An 18,223-nucleotide genomic window follows, 5' to 3' on the forward strand; every position below is an offset into this window, starting at 1 on the left:
CTGTGCCCCTGTTCACGCCAGGCTGTCCTGCCACGCCCGGTGCAGCCCCGCGAACCGGCCCGTCCCCGCGACCAGTTCGGCCGGGCTGCCGTCCTCCACGATCCGGCCGTGCTCCATCACCAGCACCCGGTCCGCGATCTCCACCGTGGACAGCCGGTGCGCGATCACGACGGCCGTACGCCCCTTCAGCACGGTCGCCATCGCCCGCTGCACCGCCCGCTCGCCCGGGATGTCCAGCGAACTGGTCGCCTCGTCGAGGATCAGCACCGCCGGGTCCGCGAGCAACGCCCGCGCGAACGCCACGAGCTGGCGCTGACCGGCCGAGATGCGGCCGCCCCGCTTGCGGACGTCCGTGTCGTACCCGTCGGGCAGCGCGGCGATGAAGTCGTGCGCGCCGATCGCCTTGGCGGCGCCCTCGATCTCCGTACGGCTCGCGTCGGGCCGCCCGATGGCGATGTTCTCGGCGACCGTGCCGGAGAACAGGAACGACTCCTGCGTCACCATCACGACCCCGCGCCGCAGCTCCGGCACGGCCAGCTCGCGCAGGTCCACCCCGTCGAGGAGCACCCGCCCGTCGGTCGGGTCGTAGAACCGGGCCAGCAGCTTGGCCAGCGTCGACTTCCCGGCGCCGGTCGAGCCGACGACCGCGACCGTCTGCCCGGTCGGGATCGTGAGGCCGAAGCGGGGCAGCACCTCGCCGCCGGTTCGGTAGGCGAACCGCACGCCGTCGAAGACGACCTCGCGGCCGGGGTGCTCCGAGGCGAGCGGCGGGAGCTCCCTGGGCGCGGACGGCTCCGGCACCGACGGCGTCTGGGCGAGCAGCCCGGCGATCTTCTCCAGCGAGGCCGCCGCCGACTGGTAGGAGTTGAGGAACATGCCGAACCGGTCGATCGGGTCGTACATCCGCCGCAGGTACAGCACCGCCGCCGCGAGCACGCCGAGCGCCAGCGTGTCGTCCGCGACACGGTACGCGCCCCACAGGACGATCAGCGCGACCGCCGTGTTGCCGACGATCCGGGAGCCGACGACGTAGCGGGCCATCTCCAGCAGCGCGTCGCCGTTCGTCCGCTCGTGCCGCCGGTTCAGCACCCGGAACTCGGCGTCGTTGGCGGCCTCCCGGCGGAACGCGCGCACCGGGCGGATGCCGTTCATCGTCTCCACGAACTTCACGATCACCGCGGCGATCGCCGTCGATCGCGTCGTGTACACCTTCCGCGCCCGCCGCTGGTACAGCCGTACGAGCCACCACAGCGGCACGAACGACGCCACCGCCACCGCACCAAGTCCCAGGTCGAGCCAGAGCAGGATCGCCGCGACGTACACACAGGACAGGATCACCATCACCAGCTCCTGGAGGCCCTCCTCCAGCAGCTCGCGCAGCGACTCGACGTCGGTGGTGGAACGGGAGATCAGCCGGCCCGAGGTGTAGCGCTCGTGGAAGTCGACGCTCAGCGCCTGCGCGTGCCGGAAGATCCGGCCGCGCAGATCGAGGAGCACGTCCTGGCTGACCCGGGCGGAGGTCACGACGAAGGCGTACTGGAGCCCGCCGGAGGCGGCCGCGCACAGCAGATAGCCGACCGCCACCGCGATCAGCGGTCCCTGGTCGTGGGCGCGGAACGCGGGCACGGCGTGGTCGATGGCGTACGCCACCAGCAGCGGGCCCGCCTGCACGGCCGCCTGTTGCAGGAACAGCAGGAGGGTGGTCAGGGCGACCCGGGCCTTCATCGGCGCGAGCAGGGACCTCAGCAGCGTCCCGGTGGCGCCGGGCGGGGCGGGCAGGACGTCCTTGTCGAACGGGTCGCCCGCCTTGGGCGCGTCCCGCGGCTCCTCGTCGGTGACGGGGGCGGGGGCGGATGTGGACGCGGTCACCGGGCTGCCTCCAGTTCCGTCCCGGACATCAGATGGGCGTACTCGGCGTTGTCGCGGAGCAGTTCGTGGTGGGTGCCGACGGCCGTGATCCGGCCGCCGGACAGCAGGGCGACCCGGTCGGCGAGCAGCACCGTGGACGGGCGGTGCGCCACGATCAGGGCGGTGGTGTCGGCCAGCACCTCGCGCAGTGCCGCCTCCACGGCGGCCTCGGTGTGCACGTCCAGCGCCGACAGCGGGTCGTCCAGGACCAGGAACTCCGGCCGTCCCACCACCGCTCTGGCCAGCGCGAGCCGCTGCCGCTGACCGCCGGACAGGCTCAGGCCCTGCTCGCCGACCTGGGTGTCCGTGCCCTGCGGCAACCCGTGCGTGAACTCGGCCTGGGCGACGGCGAGGGCGCGGTCCAGATCGGCGGCCCCGGCCTCGTCGGGGGCGCCCATGAGGACGTTCTCCCCGACGCTCGCGGAGAACAGCGTCGGCTCCTCGAAGGCGACGGCGACCCTGGTGCGCAGCTCCTCGCGGGACATGGCGGCGATGTCGGCGCCGTTGAGCGTGATCCGGCCCCCGGTCACCTCGTGCAGCCTGGGGACGAGCGCGGTGAGGGTGGTCTTGCCGCTGCCGGTCGCGCCGACGAGAGCCATGGACTCGCCGGGGCGGATGTGCAGGTCGATGTGGGCGAGGACGGGTGGGGAGCCGGTGGGGGCGTCGGGATAGCGGAAGCTGACGGCGTGGAAGCGAAGCCCCCTCTCGGGCGCGTCCTTCACCGTGCTCGCCGGTGCGGTGGCCGCCTCCGGTTCCGCGTCCATCACCTCGAAGTACCGCTCGGTGGCCGTCGCCGCCTCCTGGCTCATCGCCAGCAGGAAGCCGATCGAGTCGACCGGCCACCGCAGGGCGAGCGCCGTGGACAGGAAGGCCACCAGCGTCCCCGCCGACAGACTTCCGTCCGCCACCCGCACGGCCCCCAGCACCAGCGCCGCCCCGATCGCCACCTCCGGGAGCGTCACGACGACGCTCAGGATCGCCGCCAGCAGCCGGGCCTTCGTCAGCTCCGTCCCCCGCAGCGTCCGCGCCAGCTCCCGGAACGCCCGCGCCTGAGTGCGGTGCCGCCCGAACCCCTTGATGATGCGGATGCCGAGCACGCCCTCCTCGACCACCGTCGTCAGATCACCGACCTGGTCCTGCGCGCGCCGTGCCACCGCGGCGTACCGCTTCTCGAAGATCGCGCAGCTGACGATCACTGGCACCGCGGGCCCGAGGATCACCAGCCCCAGCGTGAGGTCCTGCACCAGCATGATGATCACGCCGACGAGAATTGTCACCCCGTTGACCAGCAAGAACGTCAGCGGGAAGGCCAGGAACATGCGCAGCAGCATCAGATCGGTCGTGCCCCGGGAGAGCAACTGGCCCGAGGCCCACCGGTCGTGGAAGGCCACCGGCAGCCGTTGGAGATGCCCGTACAGATCCGCCCGCATCGCCGCCTCGACCCCCGCCAGCGGGCGCGCCACGAGCCACCGCCGCAGCCCGAACAGCACGGCCTCGCCCAGCCCGAGCAGCAGCAGGAACAGCGCGCCGAGCCACACGCCCGCCGGGTCCCGGCCGGCGATCGGCCCGTCCACGAGCCACTTGAGCACGAGCGGGATCACCAGTCCGACGCAGGACGCGACTATCGCGACGAACGCGGCGGTGAACAGACGGGCCCGCACCGGCCTGACATAGGGCCACAGGCGCAGCAGCGAGCGGACGGCGGAGCGGTCTCCGGGCGAGGTGGCACGTGTCGTGGACATCAGGAGCGAGCCTACGGATCGGCACTGACAACGCCCACCGGGTTTTGGCCGGACCACCGTCCGTCGATGGACCTACGACCTGCGCGTTCCAGGGGCCCCGCCTCAGCCGACCTTCAGCAGCAGCACCGACCGTCCCGGCACCGTGATCGCCTGCCCCGCGGGGTACGTCACCCCGGGCGCCGCCGCCTGCTCCTCCTGCGACGTGTCGACGACGACCTCGTAGCGCTCCGCCCACGGCGGTCCCGGCAGGACGAAGCTCACCGGCCGTTCCCCGGCGTGCAGCACGGCGAGGAAGCTGTCGTCGACGATCGGCGCCCCCCGCTCGTCGCGGCCTGGGATGTCCCTGCCCGACAGATACATGCCGAGCGTGGCCGCGGGCGCGTACCAGTCCCGTTCCGTCATCTCCGTGCCCCGCAGGGTGAACCACGCCAGGTCCCGCAGCCCGTCCGCCGAGTGCGCCCGGCCGGAGAAGAACGCCCGCCGCCGCAGCACCGGGTGCCGGTGGCGCAGTTCGATCAACCGGGCCGTCAGGTCGAACAGGGCCTTCCAGCCCGGTTCGTGCAGCAGGTCCCAGTCCAGCCAGCTGATCTCGTTGTCCTGGCAGTAGGCGTTGTTGTTGCCGCGCTGTGTGCGCCCCAGCTCGTCGCCCGCGACCAGCATCGGCACGCCCGTCGACAGCAGCAGGGTGGTCAGCAGGTTGCGCAGCTGCCTGCGCCGCAGGGCCCGCACCCGCTCCTCGCCGCTCTCGCCCTCCGCCCCGCAGTTCCAGGCCCGGTTGTCGTTCGTGCCGTCCCGGTTGCCCTCCCCGTTCGCCTCGTTGTGCTTGCGCTCGTACGAGACCAGGTCCCGCAGCGTGAAGCCGTCGTGCGCCGTGATGAAGTTGACCGACGCGTACGGCCGCCGGCCGCCCCAGGCGTACAGGTCGCTGGAGCCCGACAGCCGGTACCCCATCTCCCGTACGTCCGGCAGCGCGTGCCGCCAGAAGTCCCGCACGGCGTTGCGGTAGCGGTCGTTCCACTCCGTCCACAGCGGTGGGAAGGCCCCCACCTGGTAGCCGCCGGAGCCGACGTCCCAGGGCTCGGCGATCAGCTTGACCCGCCGCAGCACCGGGTCCTGCGCGATGACGGCGAGAAAGGGGGACAGCATGTCCACGTCGTGCATGGACCGCGCGAGCGCCGCCGCCAGGTCGAACCGGAACCCGTCCACGCCCATCTCGGTCACCCAGTAGCGCAGCGAGTCGGTGATGAGGCGCAGCACGTGCGGCTGGACGACGTGCAGCGTGTTGCCGCAGCCGGTGTAGTCGGCGTAGCGGCGGGCGTCGGACTGGAGGCGGTAGTAGCCACGGTTGTCGATGCCCTTCAGGGACAGTGTCGGGCCCAGCTCGCCCGCCTCCGCGGTGTGGTTGTAGACGACGTCGAGGATGACCTCGATCCCGGCCGCGTGCAGCGCGCGCACCATCCGCTTGAACTCCCCGACCTGCTGCCCGCGCGTGCCGGACGCGGCGTACGTGGCGTGCGGGGCGAAGTAGCCGATGGAGTTGTAGCCCCAGTAGTTCCTCAGGCCCCGGCGCAGCAGATGGTCCTCGTGCGCGAACTGGTGCACGGGCAGCAGCTCGACCGCCGTGATGCCGAGCCGCGTGAGGTGGTCGATCGCCGCCGGGTGGGCCAGCCCCGCGTACGTGCCGCGCAGCTCCTCGGGAATCCCCGGGTGCAGCTTGGTGAAGCCGCGCACATGCAGCTCGTAGATCACCGAGTCCGCCCAGGGCGTCTTCGGCCGACGGTCGTCCGCCCAGTCGTCGTCGTCATGCACGACGACGCCCTTCGGGACGTACGGCGCCGAGTCCCGCTCGTCGCGCACGGTGTCCGCGACCTGCTGCTGCGGCCAGTCCCGGACATGTCCGTAGACCTCCGGCGGCAGCCCGAAGTCGCCGTCGACCGCGCGCGCGTACGGGTCCAGCAGCAGCTTCGCCGGATTCCACCGGCCGCCGGTCCACGGGTCCCAACGGCCGTGCACGCGGTAGCCGTAGCGCTGCCCCGGCATCACCCCCGGCACGAAGCCGTGCCAGATCTCATGGGTCAGCTCGCTGAGGCGATGGCGTCGCTCCGTGCCGTCCTCGTCGAACAGGCACAGCTCCACCGCCTCCGCCCCACCCGCCCACAGGGCGAAGTTGGTGCCCGCCACCCCGTCCGGGCCGACCCGGAACCGGGCCCCCAGCGGTGTCGACGCACCCGGCCACACGGCCACCGCGGCGGCCGGCGCCGCGCGCGGCGCGCCGTTCAACGCGGCGGCCGGGCGTCCGCCCTGCCCGGCCACCGTCTCCTGCTCGGCTGCGCTGGACACCTGTCAGCCTCCCGCGGCTCGTGTCGACGACGTCGGCCGGGGCCCGCGGCGTCCCTTCCGCGGAGCCCGGCCCGTCGTCCTCCCCACTGTTCTGCCCAGAGCTTGGGTCGCACTCACGTTTCCCCAGGGCGGGCCCGGTCGTTGAACACGTCTGTGAGGCACGTACATGGGCGCGCGCGGCGCGCGGGGGCCGCTCTGGCCGCCCTACTGACATGGGCAGGGCTGCTGGCCGGGGCCGTCGGCTGCACCGCGGACGGTGGAAGCGGGCTCGGCTCGCTCGGCAAACCCCGGGCCCCCGAGGACGTCATCGCGGTCTCGCCGGGCGACGGCGACAAGGGCGTCCGCCCCGGCCGGACGCTGTCCGTACAGGTGTCCAGCGGGCGCCTGGAGTCGGTGCGGGTCGTCAGGACCCAGGACGCCCAGGAGCAGCCGGTCCCCGGCCGGATCTCCGCGGACGGCCGGCGCTGGCGACCCGACGACGGCAGGCTCGCGCTGGCCGCCAGATACGCGGTCGACGCGGTGGCCGTGGACGGCGACGGCCACCGTTCCGCCCGGCACACCACCTTCACCACCTACGTCCCCGACGAGCGCTTCATCGCGTACGTCACCCCGGAGCACCGCTCGGTGGTCGGCACCGGCATGATCGTCAGCCTGGGCTTCAACCGGGAGATCACCGACCGGGCCGCCGTCGAACGGGCCGTGCGCGTCTCCTCGGAGCCCCCCGTCGAGATCCGCCCGCACTGGTTCGGCCGCGACCGCCTCGACTTCCGCCCCGAGGCGTACTGGGAACCCGGCACCGAGGTCACCGTCGACCTGCGGCTGAGGGACGTCGAGGGCGCGCCCGGGGTCTACGGGCTGCAGTACCGGACGGTCACCTTCACCGTCGGCCGCAGTCAGGTCTCGCTGGTCGACGCGGAGCAGCACACCATGCAGGTGCGCCGGGACGGCGAGCTGCTCGGCACGGTGCCGGTCACCGCGGGGGCGCCCAAGCACCCGACGTACAACGGAAAGATGGTGGTCACCGAGATGTACGAGGTGACCCGGATGAACGGCAGCACGGTCGGCTTCGGCGGCGAGTACGACATCAAGGACGTCCCGCACGCCATGCGCCTCACCGAGACCGGCACCTTCCTGCACGGCAACTACTGGGCGTCGGCCGCCACCTTCGGCGAGGCGAACGTCAGCCACGGGTGCGTCGGCCTGCGGGACGAGAAGGGCGGCAGCTCGGACACCCCGGCGGGCTGGTTCTTCGACCGGAGTCTGGTCGGTGACGTCGTCGAGGTCGTCAACAGCGATGACAAACAGGTCGCTCCGGACAACGGGCTCGGAGGCTGGAACATGGGGTGGAACGAGTGGAAAGCGGGCAGTGCTCTGAAGTGAGCCTGCCGGGGGGCGGGGTGGCCCGTGGCGGCCGGTCGAGGTTGGGACTGAACGGTGACAATCGCGCGGCCTCGACCGCGCCGACCATGTGGTTAATATGCGCCGAACGCGCGGGACGCGCAGGGGAGCGGGCCCGACGGGGCCCGATGAGGGCCCGGTCCGGGGCCCGTTGAGGGGAGACAAGTTGAAAGTGCGACCGATATCGGGGGCGTCGGTTGACGCGCGCGGGGGGCGCGGACGCAAGGGCCTGGCACTGGCCGCCGGGATACTGCTGCTGACCGTCACGGCGTGCGGTGGCGGCTCGGACTCCGAGGGCTCCGGCGCGGGGGCCGGGGACGGCAAGGGCAAGGGCTCGGCCACCGCGGAGAGCAAGCAGTCCGAGGCGGCCGTGACCATAGCCCCCAAGGACGGCGCGAAGTCCGTCGACACCAGCGGGGCGCTGAAGGTCACCGCGGCCGAGGGCAAGCTGACCGAGGTCGTCGTCAAGGACGCCAAGGGCACCGAGATAGCCGGTGAGATAGCCGAGGACGGCGCCAGCTGGACGCCGTCCATCCATCTGGCCGCCGCCACCAAGTACCAGGTGCACGCGGTCGCCGAGGACTCCGCGGGCCGCGAGGCCGCCGAGTCCTCCAGCTTCACCACCCTGACGCCGCAGAACACGTTCGTCGGGCACTTCACCCCCGAGGACGGCTCCACGGTCGGCGTCGGAATGCCCTTCTCCCTCAACTTCACCCGGGGCATCACCAACCCCGAGCAGGTCGAGAAGGCCATCGAGATCAAGACCGAACCGGCCGTCGACGTCGAGGGCCACTGGTTCGGCAACGACCGGCTCGACTTCCGGCCCGAGGAGTACTGGAAGGCCGGCACCAAGGTCACCGTCAAGCTCAACCTCGACGGTGTCGAGGGCCGCCCCGGTGTCTACGGCGAGCAGGCCAAGAGCGTCTCCTTCACCATCGGCCGCGACCAGGTCTCCGTCGTCGACGCCAAGAAGCTCACGATGAAGGTCATGCGGGAGGGCAAGGTCGTCAAGACCATTCCGGTCACCACCGGCAAGGCCGGCATGGAGACCTGGAACGGCCAGATGGTCATCAGCGAGAAGCACGTGGTGACCCGGATGAACGGCGAGACGGTCGGCTACGGCGGCGAGTACGACATCAAGGACGTCCCGCACGCCATGCGGCTGACCACCTCCGGCACCTTCCTGCACGGCAACTACTGGGCCGGCGGCGCCTTCGGCAACTACAACGCCAGCCACGGCTGCATCGGCCTGCGGGACGCGCGCGGCGGCTGGGACAAGGGCGCACCGGCCGCGTGGTTCTTCGACAACTCGATGGTCGGCGACGTGGTCGTCGTGAAGAACTCCAACGACCGGATCGTGGACCCGGACAACGGGCTCAACGGCTGGAACATGTCGTGGGAGAAGTGGAAGGCCTGACCTCCTGACACGGACGGGCCCGGTGCGACGGATCGCGCCGGGCCCGACGTCGTCGGGGCAACCCCCGGGCACCGGCGGAGTGTGACCGACCGCACCGGCCCGGCTGCCGTTAGTCCCCGTTAACCTGCTGCCATGACCGTGAATCTCGAAGTCGCCGAGGGCGTCGGCACCCTCCGCCTCGACCGCCCGCCCATGAACGCGCTGGACATCGCCACGCAGGACCGGCTCAGGGAACTCGCCGAGGAGGCCACGCGCCGCGACGACGTGCGCGCGGTCGTCCTGTACGGCGGCGAGAAGGTGTTCGCGGCCGGCGCGGACATCAAGGAGATGCAGAACATGGACCACACGGCCATGGTCCTGCGCGCCCGCGGCCTGCAGGACGCCTTCACGGCCGTGGCCCGCATCCCCAAGCCGGTCGTCGCCGCCGTCACTGGGTACGCGCTCGGCGGCGGCTGCGAGCTCGCCCTCTGCGCGGACTACCGCATCGCCGCGGACGACGCCAAGCTGGGCCAGCCGGAGATCCTCCTCGGCCTTATCCCGGGCGCGGGCGGCACCCAGCGGCTGGCCCGCCTGGTCGGCCCGTCCAAGGCCAAGGACCTGATCTTCACCGGCCGCATGGTCAAGGCGGACGAGGCGCTGACCCTCGGCCTGGTCGACCGGGTGGTCCCCGCCGCCGAGGTGTACGACACGGCGCACACATGGGCGGCGAAGCTGGCACAGGGCCCGGCGCTGGCGCTGCGCGCGGCGAAGGAGTCGATCGACACGGGCCTGGAGACGGACATCGACACGGGCCTCACCGTCGAACGGAACTGGTTCGCGGGGCTGTTCGCCACGGAGGACCGCGAGCGCGGGATGCGCAGCTTCGTCGAGGAGGGGCCGGGCAAGGCCAAATTCCTCTGAAGTCTCCGCGTCAAGCTTGCAATTGACGCGGTGTCTGATCCGGGTCCCTCGATGGGGCGGTTTATGGAAGCCTTAAGGCAGCCTTAAGCCTGCCTTGTCGAGGGAGTCCGTCCATTGCCATCAGTCGACCCTTCTCCGCAGGTCGGAGGGGCTGTTGAGGCCTCCGAACTGCCCGCGGCATATGCCGGACGGAGCGCCGGGAACGATGCCCCGAGGGGGGCGTATTCGACAGGAACGGCCCCGCGGGGCAAGCCGGGCGGCCATGATGGGGGCATGGCGGGGCTGGAGGGCATCGAACAGCCGCAGGGACGCGGCCGTACGACCGCGGCGCGCTGGTCGCCGGCGGTCGAGGACGAACGAGCGCTCAAGGCACTGGAGTTGTTCGGCAATCCCACGGAGGCGGAGGTCCAGCTGCCGTCCCGCCCCGAGTCCGCGGCCACGGCGCGCAGGCTCGCCCAGGTCGTCGTCCTCCGTCAGTGGGGCCTGTCCGCCAAGATGACCGAGGACGCCGTCCTGCTGGTCTCGGAGCTCGTCGGCAACGCCGTCCGGCACACCGGCGCCCGCGTCTTCGGCCTCCGGATGCGCCGCCGCCGGGGCTGGATCCGCATCGAGGTCCGTGACCCCTCCCGGGGGCTGCCCTGCCTGATGCCGGTCCAGGAGCTGGACGTCAGCGGCCGGGGCCTGTACCTCGTCGACAAGCTCGCGGACCGCTGGGGCGTGGACCTCTTACCCCGTGGCAAGACCACCTGGTTCGAGATGCGGGTCGCGGACCGCTGAACGGTAGAAGCACCTCACCCAACACGCCGCCGTACGGGTGACGATCCGCAACCTTGCGCCGCGAGGCGGGAATTGTGCACTCATGATCACAACTCGCCTGCGGCGGCGGGCCGCTGCCGCCGTCCTGACCCTCGCGGCCGTCTTCACGACCTCGGCCGCCGCCGTCCCCGAGACCTCCGTCCCGGCCGCCGCCGCCCGGGCCGCCGCCCCTGCCCCGGCCGCCTGTCCCGTCCAGTACGACGACAAGGTCAAGGCCGCGGCCGACCGCCGTGTCGACGTCGCCCGGATCACCCCCGCACCTGCCTGGCGTACCACCTGCGGCACCCTGTACCGCGCCGACAGCCGCGCCCCCCAGGTCGTCTTCGAGGAGGGCTTCCACCCCAGGGACACGGTCGACGGCCAGTACGACCTGGAGAGCTACGTCCTGGTCAACCAGCCCTCGCCGTTCGTGTCCACGACGTACGACCACGACCTGTACAAGAAGTGGTGGAAGTCCGGTTACAACTACTACATCGACGCCCCCGGCGGCATCGACGTCAACCGGACCATCGGTGACACCCACAAGTGGGCCGACCAGGTCGAGGTGGCCTTCCCCGGCGGTGTCGACCGGAAGTACGTCATCGGCGTCTGCCCGGTGGACAAGACCACCAAGGTCGAGATCATGAGCGACTGCGAGAGCAACCCGCACTACGAGGCCTGGCACTGAGCAGCGCCTCCGACCCCACCGGCCGGTAGCCGGCCGCCTGGAACGCCCGCAGACTGCGGGCGTTCCCCGGGGAGATCTGCGCCCACACCGGCTCGCCCCCGCCCAGGTGCCGTGCCGCCACCGCCAGGGCCCGCCCCAGCCCCCGGTGCCGTACCGCCTCCGCCACCTCCACCGCGGCCTCCAGCCGCCCCGCGATGCCGCGCCCCAGTACCAGCACACCGCCCTCGGTGGCCCACACCCGCACGTCGTCACGGCGCCTGCGGGAACGGGCGACCCTCGGATGCCCTGGATCGCGGATCTCGCTCAGCGCGAGGGACGGCTCGCCCGCCAGCGGCGCGCCCACCGTCATCACGTCGACCGTGTCCGTGGTGCGTCCCGTCCGCTCCATGAAGGCGGCCAGGAAGCGGGCGTTCATCGTCGCCGCGAGGGCGTCGCAGTCCAGGGCGTCCAGGGTGGCGTGCACCCAGCCGGGGTCCTCGTCGGTGAAGACGACGGAGTGGCCGGTGAAGGCGATCACGCCCGCGTCCCTGGGCGAGGGCTGGGGCACGACCGTCGTACGGCCGTCCGCCGGCGGGAAGACGCCCCGCGCGGCGGCGTCCAGAATGTCCCGCAAGGTCTCCATCGCGGTGCTCCTTGAGTCTCCACCCACTGGAAGGCCCAGACTCGCAGACATGATCGACGACAGCACCGGTCCGTTCACCATCGGCGAGCTGGCCCGGGTCACCGGACTGACCGTCCGCACCATCCGCTACTGGTCCGACGAGGACGTCCTGCGCCCGGTGGCCCGCTCCGCGGGCGGCTACCGGCTGTACGACGCCGAGTCCGCGGCCCGTCTGGAACTGATCCGCACCCTGCGCGAGCTGGGACTCGGCCTGGACGACGTACGCCGGGTGCTGGCCGGTGAGACGACGGTCGCCGAGGTGGCCGCGGCTCATGTGGTGGCGCTGGACGCGCGGATCAGGGCGCTGAAGGTGACCCGCGCGGTGCTGTCGACCGTGGCGCGACGAGGCTCGACCGCAGAGGAGATGACGCTCATGAACAAGCTGGCGCGGCTGTCGGCCGCCGAACGGGGCCGGATTCTGGAGGAGTTCGTGGACGAGATGTTCCACGGGCTGGACACGGCGGACCCGGTGATCCGGGAGCGGATGCGCACCATGGCGGTGGACCTGCCGGAAGAGCCGACGCCCGAGCAGGTGGACGCCTGGGTGGAGCTCGCCGAGATGCTCCAGGACCCGGGGTTCCGGGCCCGGATGCGGAAGGTGGCCGAGTTCAACGCGGCCGACCGGGGGCCCGACGTGCCCGCGGGTGCGTCGCTGTGGTTCGCCCGGCGGCTGGTGCAGCTGGGCGCCGAGGCCCGGCGGCGCGGCATCGCCCCGGAGTCGTCCGAGGCGGCACAGGTCCTGCGCGACCTGCTCGGCGACGCCGACCCCGCCGACGTACTGGAACGGCTGCGCTCCACCACCGGGGACCGGGTCGCCCGTTACCGCGAGTTGCTCGCCGTGGTGAAGGGCGGTGCACCGGCCGCCGCGCACCGTGAGGAGTTCGCATGGGTGGTCGCCGCACTGGAGGCTCGGGTGGGCGGATAATCTGACCTGCGTCAGTACGACGGAACAGCACGAGACAGAGGGGCGGATCGGTGGCGGACATCGAGGAAGCGCGCAAGCAGTTCGAGCGGATCGACACGGACGGTGACGGCCGGATCACCTCCAAGGAGTTCAAGACCGCTCTGGCGCAGGGGGGCGACTGGAACGTCACCGAGGCGGTGGCCGATGCCATCATCGCCAGCCGCGACCTCGACGGCGACAAGCTCCTGTCGTTCGACGAGTTCTGGGCGCACCTGAACAAGTGACGCCTGATGTACGGGGGTGCCCGCGTCCCTGAGGGGCCGCGGGCACCCCTTCGTCATGCCCGGCGCCGGACCCGCACGTTCCGGATCTGGCACGGGTTCAAGCGTCGTCGGCCCACTTGCGCAACGCCGCCTTGCTCGCGAAGTCGGCCACGTTCGTGTCGACCGGGTCGTCCGTGTACTGGTGGAATCGCCACTTCGCCTTGATGCGTGGCTTGCCCGCGGTGACGTAGTCGGCGATCCACAGGCCGTCGCCCGCGTAGGAGGTGGTGTCGACATTCAGCCAGAAGTGGCGGTTCGCATACAGCACGACCCGGTTGTTCGGCCGCAGCTCCTTCACCGTGCGGATGAACCTGTCCTTCTCCGCGTTGCTCGCATGCGTCCCCTCGCCCGTGGTCTCCCAGTCGACGGCGAGGATGTCGCCGGCCCGTTCCGGGGCCTTGCCGACGAAGTACTCGGCCTGAGCGGTGAGGTTGCCCGGCCACAGGAAGTGGTAGAAGCCGACGACCAGGCCGGCGTCCCGGCCGCGTTTCGTCTGGGCGGCCAGTCTGGGGTTGACGTAGGAACGGCCCTCCGTCGCCTTGATGAAGACGAAAGAGAGGCCGTCGGTGTCGTAGGCGCTGGACTGGTAGGAGCTGACGTCGATGCCACGCAACATGGGGACTCCCGGATGTGGCTGTGGGGGACGGGAGTTGATAATTCCCCGTGCCGGCGCCGACGAACGCCCTCAGCACTCGATGATGTTCACCGCCAGCCCGCCCCGCGCCGTCTCCTTGTACTTGACGCTCATGTCGGCGCCGGTGTCCTTCATGGTCTTGATGACCTTGTCGAGGGAGACCTTGTGGCTGCCGTCGCCGCGCATCGCCATCCGGGCCGCCGTGACCGCCTTCACCGCGGCCATGCCGTTGCGCTCGATGCAGGGGATCTGGACCAGGCCGCCGACGGGATCGCAGGTGAGGCCGAGGTTGTGCTCCATGCCGATCTCGGCGGCGTTCTCCACCTGTTCGGGACTGCCGCCGAGCACCTCGGCGAGGGCGCCCGCGGCCATCGAGCAGGCGGAGCCGACCTCGCCCTGGCAGCCGACCTCGGCGCCGGAGATGGAGGCGTTCTCCTTGAACAGCATGCCGATCGCGCCCGCGGCCAGCAGGAAGCGGACCACGCCTTCCTCGTCTGCGCCCGGCACGAAGTTGATGTAGTAGTGGAGCACCGCGGGGATGATGCCCGCGGCCCCGTTGGTCGGCGCCGTGACGACCCGCCCGCCGGCCGCGTTCTCCTCGTTCACCGCCATCGCGTACAGCGTGATCCACTCCATGGCGAGGGCCTTCGAGTCGCCCTCGGAGCGCAGCTTGCGCGCGGTGTTGGCGGCGCGGCGGCGCACCTTCAGCCCGCCGGGCAGGATGCCCTCCCGGGTCATGCCGCGCCCCACGCACGCCTGCATGACCCGCCAGATGTCGAGCAGTCCGGCGCGGATCTCCTCCTCGGTGCGCCAGGCGCGCTCGTTCTCCAGCATCAGGGCCGAGATCGACAGGCCCGTCTCCTTCGTCAGGCGCAGCAGTTCGTCGCCCGTGCGGAAGGGGTACTTCAGGACCGTGTCGTCCAGCTTGATGCGGTCCGCGCCGACCGCGTCCTCGTCGACGACGAATCCGCCGCCCACCGAGTAGTACGTCTTGGACAGCAGCTCCGCCCCGGAGGCGTCGTACGCCCACAGGGTCATGCCGTTGGCGTGGTAGGGCAGGGCTTTCCGGCGGTGCAGTTTCAGGTCCGCGTCGAAGTCGAAGGCGACCTCGCGCTCGCCGAGGAGCTTCAGCCGGCCGGCGCTCTTGATCGCCTCCACCCGCTCGTCGGCCGTCTCGACGTCCACGGAGCGCGGCGAGTCGCCCTCCAGGCCGAGCAGCACCGCCTTGGGCGTGCCGTGCCCGTGGCCGGTCGCGCCCAGGGAGCCGTACAGCTCGACGCGCAGCGAGGCCACGGAGTCCAGCAGTTCCTCGCCGCGCAGCCGGCTGGCGAAGATGCGGGCCGCGCGCATGGGGCCGACCGTGTGGGAGCTGGACGGGCCGATGCCGATCGAGAACAGGTCGAAGACCGAGATGGCCACGGTGACTCCTTGGGGCAGGGGGTGGTGCGGTGGGCTCCACGCCGGTGTGGAGCCCACGGGGTGGAACTACTTCGTCAGGCCGGGGTACAGCGGGTGCTTGTCGGCGAGGGCCTTGACCCGCGCCTTGAGCGACTCGGCGTCGTACGACGGCTTCAGGGCCTCGGCGATCACGTCCGCGACCTCGGCGAAGTCGTCGGTCGTGAAGCCGCGGGTGGCAAGCGCGGGCGTACCGATCCGCAGCCCGGACGTCACCATCGGCGGGCGCGGGTCGTTCGGGACGGCGTTGCGGTTGACCGTGATGCCGACCTCGTGGAGCCGGTCCTCGGCCTGCTGGCCGTCCAGTTCGGAGTCGCGCAGGTCGACCAGGACCAGGTGGACGTCCGTGCCGCCGGACAGCACGTCCACGCCGACCGCCTTGGCGTCCTCCTTCACCAGCCGCTCGGCGAGGATGCGCGCGCCCTCCAGCGTACGCCGCTGGCGCTCCTTGAAGTCCTCGGAGGCGGCGACCTTGAAGGCGACCGCCTTGGCGGCGATCACATGCTCCAGCGGGCCACCCTGCTGACCGGGGAAGACGGCGGAGTTGATCTTCTTGGCCAGGTCGGCCGTGGAGAGGATCACACCGCCGCGCGGGCCGCCCAGCGTCTTGTGGGTGGTGGTGGTCACGACATGGGCGTGCGGCACCGGGTTCGGGTGCAGCCCGGCCGCGACGAGACCGGCGAAGTGGGCCATGTCGACCATGAGGTACGCGCCGACCTCGTCGGCGATCCGCCGGAAGGCCGCGAAGTCCAGCTGCCGGGGGTACGCCGACCAGCCGGCGACGATCAGCTTCGGCTGGTTCTCCTTGGCGAGGCGCTCGACCTCGTCCATGTCGACCAGGCCGTCCTCGCCGACGTGGTAGGCGACCACGTCGTAGAGCTTGCCGGAGAAGTTGATCTTCATGCCGTGGGTCAGGTGCCCACCGTGCGCGAGGTTCAGACCCATGATCGTGTCGCCGGGCTTGAGCAGCGCGAACATCGCGGCGGCGTTGGCCTGGGCGCCCGAGTGCGGCTGCACGTTGGCGTGCTCGGCGCCGTACAGCTCCTTGACGCGGTCGATCGCGATCTGCTCGATCACGTCGACGTGCTCACAGCCGCCGTAGTAGCGCCGGCCCGGGTAGCCCTCGGCGTACTTGTTGGTCAGGACCGAGCCCTGGGCCTCCATGACCGCGACCGGGGCGAAGTTCTCCGAGGCGATCATTTCGAGGGTGGACTGCTGGCGGTGCAGCTCGGCGTCGACGGCGGCGGCGACGGCCGGGTCGTACTCGTGCAGGGGGGTGTTCAGGACGGACATGTGGCTACGACTCCTCAGCCGGCGGTGTGGGCGGCGTACTCGTCGGCGGAGAGCAGGTCGGCGGGCTCCTCCGCGATCCGCACCTTGAACAGCCAGCCGCCCTCGAAGGGCGCGGAGTTCACCAGCGACGGGTCGTTCACCACGTCCTCGTTGATCTCGGTGATCTCACCGCTGACGGGGGAGTACAGGTCGCTGACCGACTTGGTCGACTCCAGCTCGCCGCAGGTCTCGCCCGCGGTCACCTGGGAGCCGACCTCGGGGAGCTGGGCGTAGACGACGTCGCCGAGCGCGTTCGCCGCGAACTCGGTGATGCCGACCGTCGAGACGCCGTCCTCGGCGCCCGACAGCCACTCGTGCTCCTTGCTGTAGCGCAGCTGCTGGGGGTTGCTCATGGCCTGAATTCTCCTGTACGCGGGGGAGTGCTGTTGAAGGGGGGACCGCTGGGACTGCGTGTGAGCAGGCAAAAGGTGCGCCGGGCCGGCGGACCCGGGTTCAGTGTCTACTTCTGGCGCTTGTAGAAGGGCAGCGCCACGACCTCGTACGGCTCGTGGGTGCCCCGGATGTCCACGCCGACTCCCGGCGTGCCGGCGGCCGCGTGGGCGGCGTCGACGTACGCCATCGCGATCGGCTTGCCGAGCGTGGGGGAGGGGGCGCCGGAGGTGACCTCGCCGATCACCTCGCCGCCGGCGACGACGGCGTACCCGGCGCGCGGCACCCGGCGGCCCTCGGCGATCAGTCCGACGAGGACGCGCGGCGGACTGGCCTCCGCGCGGGCCGCGGCCTCGGTGAGCGCCTCGCGCCCGACGAAGTCGCCCTCCTTCTCGAACTTCACCACCCGGCCGAGCCCGGCGTCGAAGGGGGTGAGGGAGGTGGTCAGCTCGTGCCCGTACAGCGGCATGCCGGCCTCCAGGCGCAGCGTGTCCCGGCAGGACAGTCCGCACGGGATCAGGCCGACGCCCGCGCCCGCCTCGGTCAGCGCCTCCCACAGCGCGACGGCGTGCTCCGGCTTCACGAACAGCTCGAAGCCGTCCTCACCGGTGTACCCGGTGCGCGCGATCAGTGCCGGGACGCCCGCGACGGTGCCGGGCAGCCCGGCGTAGTACTTCAGCCCGTCGAGGTCGGCGTCGGTCAGCCGCCTCAGGATGCCGGGGGACTGGGGGCCCTGGACGGCGAGCAGGGCGTAGGCGTCCCGGTCGTCGCGGACGGCGGCGTCGAAGCCTGCCGCGCGCTCGGTCAGGGCGTCCAGCACGATCTGCGCGTTGCTCGCGTTGGCCACGACCATGTACTCGGTCTCGGCGAGCCGGTAGACGATCAGGTCGTCCAGGATGCCGCCGTCGGCCTGGCAGATCATGGTGTAGCGGGCACGGCCGACGCCTACGGAGGCGATGTTGCCGACGAGCGCGTGGTTCAGGAGCTGGGCCGCCTGCGGTCCGGTGACCGTGATCTCACCCATGTGCGAGAGGTCGAACAGTCCGGCCTTCGTGCGCACCGCGAGGTGCTCGTCGCGCTCGGAGCCGTAGCGCAGCGGCATGTCCCAGCCGGCGAAGTCGGTCATGGTCGCGCCCAGCGAGCGATGCAGCGCATCGAGCGCGGTACGACGGAGTGCGGTACTGCTCATCGGTCGGTCTCCCAAGGCATGACGGCGAGGTCGTTCCTCCCCATCTGTCATCGGAACCTGAGAGGTTCGCCATGACCGCCCGTGAAGGGGGAACCATGGCTTGCACCTTGGGTGGAGCCACTGCGGCAGCGGCCCGCTTTTCAGATG

16 protein-coding genes are annotated in these 18,223 nt (G+C 71.3%); 7 read left to right on the forward strand and 9 right to left on the reverse strand.

The genetic code is table 11. The features are described from left to right. Positions 1–12: 12 nt before the first annotated feature. From ACFV6X_RS06985 to glgX, 3 genes are all read right to left on the reverse strand, one after another. Complete coding sequence (locus ACFV6X_RS06985) at positions 13–1,869, reverse strand: ABC transporter ATP-binding protein (protein WP_385378783.1); 1,857 nt, start codon at positions 1,867–1,869, stop codon at positions 13–15. Continuing rightward, entirely contained in the window at positions 1,866–3,650 is a 1,785-nt protein-coding gene (locus ACFV6X_RS06990; RefSeq protein ID WP_385378785.1) for an ABC transporter ATP-binding protein, read from the reverse strand. Before ACFV6X_RS06990 ends, ACFV6X_RS06985 begins: the two co-directional genes overlap by 4 nt. Before the next feature lie 102 nt (positions 3,651–3,752). After that, positions 3,753–5,990 carry a glycogen debranching protein GlgX gene (gene glgX, locus ACFV6X_RS06995; RefSeq protein WP_385378788.1) on the reverse strand — a complete coding sequence of 746 codons (2,238 nt, stop codon included), beginning with the start codon at positions 5,988–5,990 and terminating at the stop codon, positions 3,753–3,755. Positions 5,991–6,143: 153 nt separating this feature from the next. On the opposite strand from glgX, the gene ACFV6X_RS07000 reads away from it, so the two are divergent. From ACFV6X_RS07000 to ACFV6X_RS07020, 5 genes are all read left to right on the forward strand, one after another. Beyond that, positions 6,144–7,370, forward strand: a complete 1,227-nt coding sequence (locus ACFV6X_RS07000; protein WP_385378790.1) for an Ig-like domain-containing protein — start codon at positions 6,144–6,146, stop codon at positions 7,368–7,370. Positions 7,371–7,554: 184 nt separating this feature from the next. Next, on the forward strand, positions 7,555–8,805 hold the full coding sequence (locus ACFV6X_RS07005; RefSeq protein ID WP_385378793.1) for an Ig-like domain-containing protein: 1,251 nt from the start codon (positions 7,555–7,557) through the stop codon (positions 8,803–8,805). A gap of 132 nt (positions 8,806–8,937) precedes the next feature. After that, entirely contained in the window at positions 8,938–9,705 is a 768-nt protein-coding gene (locus tag ACFV6X_RS07010) for an enoyl-CoA hydratase-related protein (RefSeq protein WP_365451530.1), read from the forward strand. A 273-nt stretch (positions 9,706–9,978) separates the two neighbouring features. Beyond that, positions 9,979–10,482: an ATP-binding protein gene (locus ACFV6X_RS07015; protein WP_365451528.1), complete on the forward strand. Its 504-nt coding sequence runs from the start codon at positions 9,979–9,981 to the stop codon at positions 10,480–10,482. A gap of 82 nt (positions 10,483–10,564) precedes the next feature. Then, on the forward strand, positions 10,565–11,188 hold the full coding sequence (locus ACFV6X_RS07020; protein ID WP_385378796.1) for an ADP-ribosyltransferase: 624 nt from the start codon (positions 10,565–10,567) through the stop codon (positions 11,186–11,188). Here the strand turns inward: ACFV6X_RS07020 and ACFV6X_RS07025 are convergent. After that, positions 11,142–11,810 (reverse strand): GNAT family N-acetyltransferase, encoded by a 669-nt coding sequence (locus ACFV6X_RS07025; protein ID WP_385378798.1) that lies wholly within the window; start codon positions 11,808–11,810, stop codon positions 11,142–11,144. The two genes, ACFV6X_RS07020 and ACFV6X_RS07025, sit on opposite strands and share 47 nt — an antisense overlap. 49 nt (positions 11,811–11,859) lie before the next feature. Between ACFV6X_RS07025 and ACFV6X_RS07030 the strand changes: the two genes are divergently transcribed. Further along, positions 11,860–12,774: a MerR family transcriptional regulator gene (locus ACFV6X_RS07030; protein WP_385378801.1), complete on the forward strand. Its 915-nt coding sequence runs from the start codon at positions 11,860–11,862 to the stop codon at positions 12,772–12,774. A gap of 50 nt (positions 12,775–12,824) precedes the next feature. Continuing rightward, positions 12,825–13,037 carry an EF-hand domain-containing protein gene (locus ACFV6X_RS07035; protein WP_365451523.1) on the forward strand — a complete coding sequence of 71 codons (213 nt, stop codon included), beginning with the start codon at positions 12,825–12,827 and terminating at the stop codon, positions 13,035–13,037. 97 nt (positions 13,038–13,134) lie between these two features. Here the strand turns inward: ACFV6X_RS07035 and ACFV6X_RS07040 are convergent, their stop codons facing one another. From ACFV6X_RS07040 to gcvT, 5 genes are all read right to left on the reverse strand, one after another. Continuing rightward, positions 13,135–13,692 (reverse strand): glycoside hydrolase family 25 protein, encoded by a 558-nt coding sequence (locus ACFV6X_RS07040; RefSeq protein WP_385378804.1) that lies wholly within the window; start codon positions 13,690–13,692, stop codon positions 13,135–13,137. 69 nt (positions 13,693–13,761) lie between these two features. Then, entirely contained in the window at positions 13,762–15,129 is a 1,368-nt protein-coding gene (locus ACFV6X_RS07045) for an L-serine ammonia-lyase (protein WP_385378807.1), read from the reverse strand. A 66-nt stretch (positions 15,130–15,195) separates the two neighbouring features. Next, complete coding sequence (glyA, locus tag ACFV6X_RS07050; protein ID WP_385378810.1) at positions 15,196–16,458, reverse strand: serine hydroxymethyltransferase; 1,263 nt, start codon at positions 16,456–16,458, stop codon at positions 15,196–15,198. Between the two features lie 14 nt (positions 16,459–16,472). Next, on the reverse strand, positions 16,473–16,850 hold the full coding sequence (gcvH, locus tag ACFV6X_RS07055) for a glycine cleavage system protein GcvH (protein WP_365451515.1): 378 nt from the start codon (positions 16,848–16,850) through the stop codon (positions 16,473–16,475). 107 nt (positions 16,851–16,957) lie between these two features. Further along, positions 16,958–18,076 (reverse strand): glycine cleavage system aminomethyltransferase GcvT, encoded by a 1,119-nt coding sequence (gcvT, locus tag ACFV6X_RS07060; protein WP_385378812.1) that lies wholly within the window; start codon positions 18,074–18,076, stop codon positions 16,958–16,960. Positions 18,077–18,223 lie beyond the last annotated feature (147 nt).

The organism is Streptomyces sp. NPDC059861 (assembly GCF_042731435.1).
In the GTDB taxonomy this organism is placed as follows: domain Bacteria; phylum Actinomycetota; class Actinomycetes; order Streptomycetales; family Streptomycetaceae; genus Streptomyces.

What these genes read in the sequence shown, in the direction of transcription:
- ACFV6X_RS07030 (WP_385378801.1), top strand. Translation starts at nt 11,860, where the DNA reads ATGATCGACGACAGCACCGGTCCGTTCACCATCGGCGAGCTGGCCCGG.
- ACFV6X_RS07015 (WP_365451528.1), top strand. Translation starts at nt 9,979, where the DNA reads ATGGCGGGGCTGGAGGGCATCGAACAGCCGCAGGGACGCGGCCGTACG.
- gcvT (WP_385378812.1), bottom strand. Translation starts at nt 18,076, where the DNA reads ATGAGCAGTACCGCACTCCGTCGTACCGCGCTCGATGCGCTGCATCGC.
- ACFV6X_RS07020 (WP_385378796.1), top strand. Translation starts at nt 10,565, where the DNA reads ATGATCACAACTCGCCTGCGGCGGCGGGCCGCTGCCGCCGTCCTGACC.
- ACFV6X_RS07010 (WP_365451530.1), top strand. Translation starts at nt 8,938, where the DNA reads ATGACCGTGAATCTCGAAGTCGCCGAGGGCGTCGGCACCCTCCGCCTC.
- ACFV6X_RS06990 (WP_385378785.1), bottom strand. Translation starts at nt 3,650, where the DNA reads ATGTCCACGACACGTGCCACCTCGCCCGGAGACCGCTCCGCCGTCCGC.
- ACFV6X_RS07040 (WP_385378804.1), bottom strand. Translation starts at nt 13,692, where the DNA reads ATGTTGCGTGGCATCGACGTCAGCTCCTACCAGTCCAGCGCCTACGAC.
- gcvH (WP_365451515.1), bottom strand. Translation starts at nt 16,850, where the DNA reads ATGAGCAACCCCCAGCAGCTGCGCTACAGCAAGGAGCACGAGTGGCTG.
- ACFV6X_RS07025 (WP_385378798.1), bottom strand. Translation starts at nt 11,810, where the DNA reads ATGGAGACCTTGCGGGACATTCTGGACGCCGCCGCGCGGGGCGTCTTC.
- glyA (WP_385378810.1), bottom strand. Translation starts at nt 16,458, where the DNA reads ATGTCCGTCCTGAACACCCCCCTGCACGAGTACGACCCGGCCGTCGCC.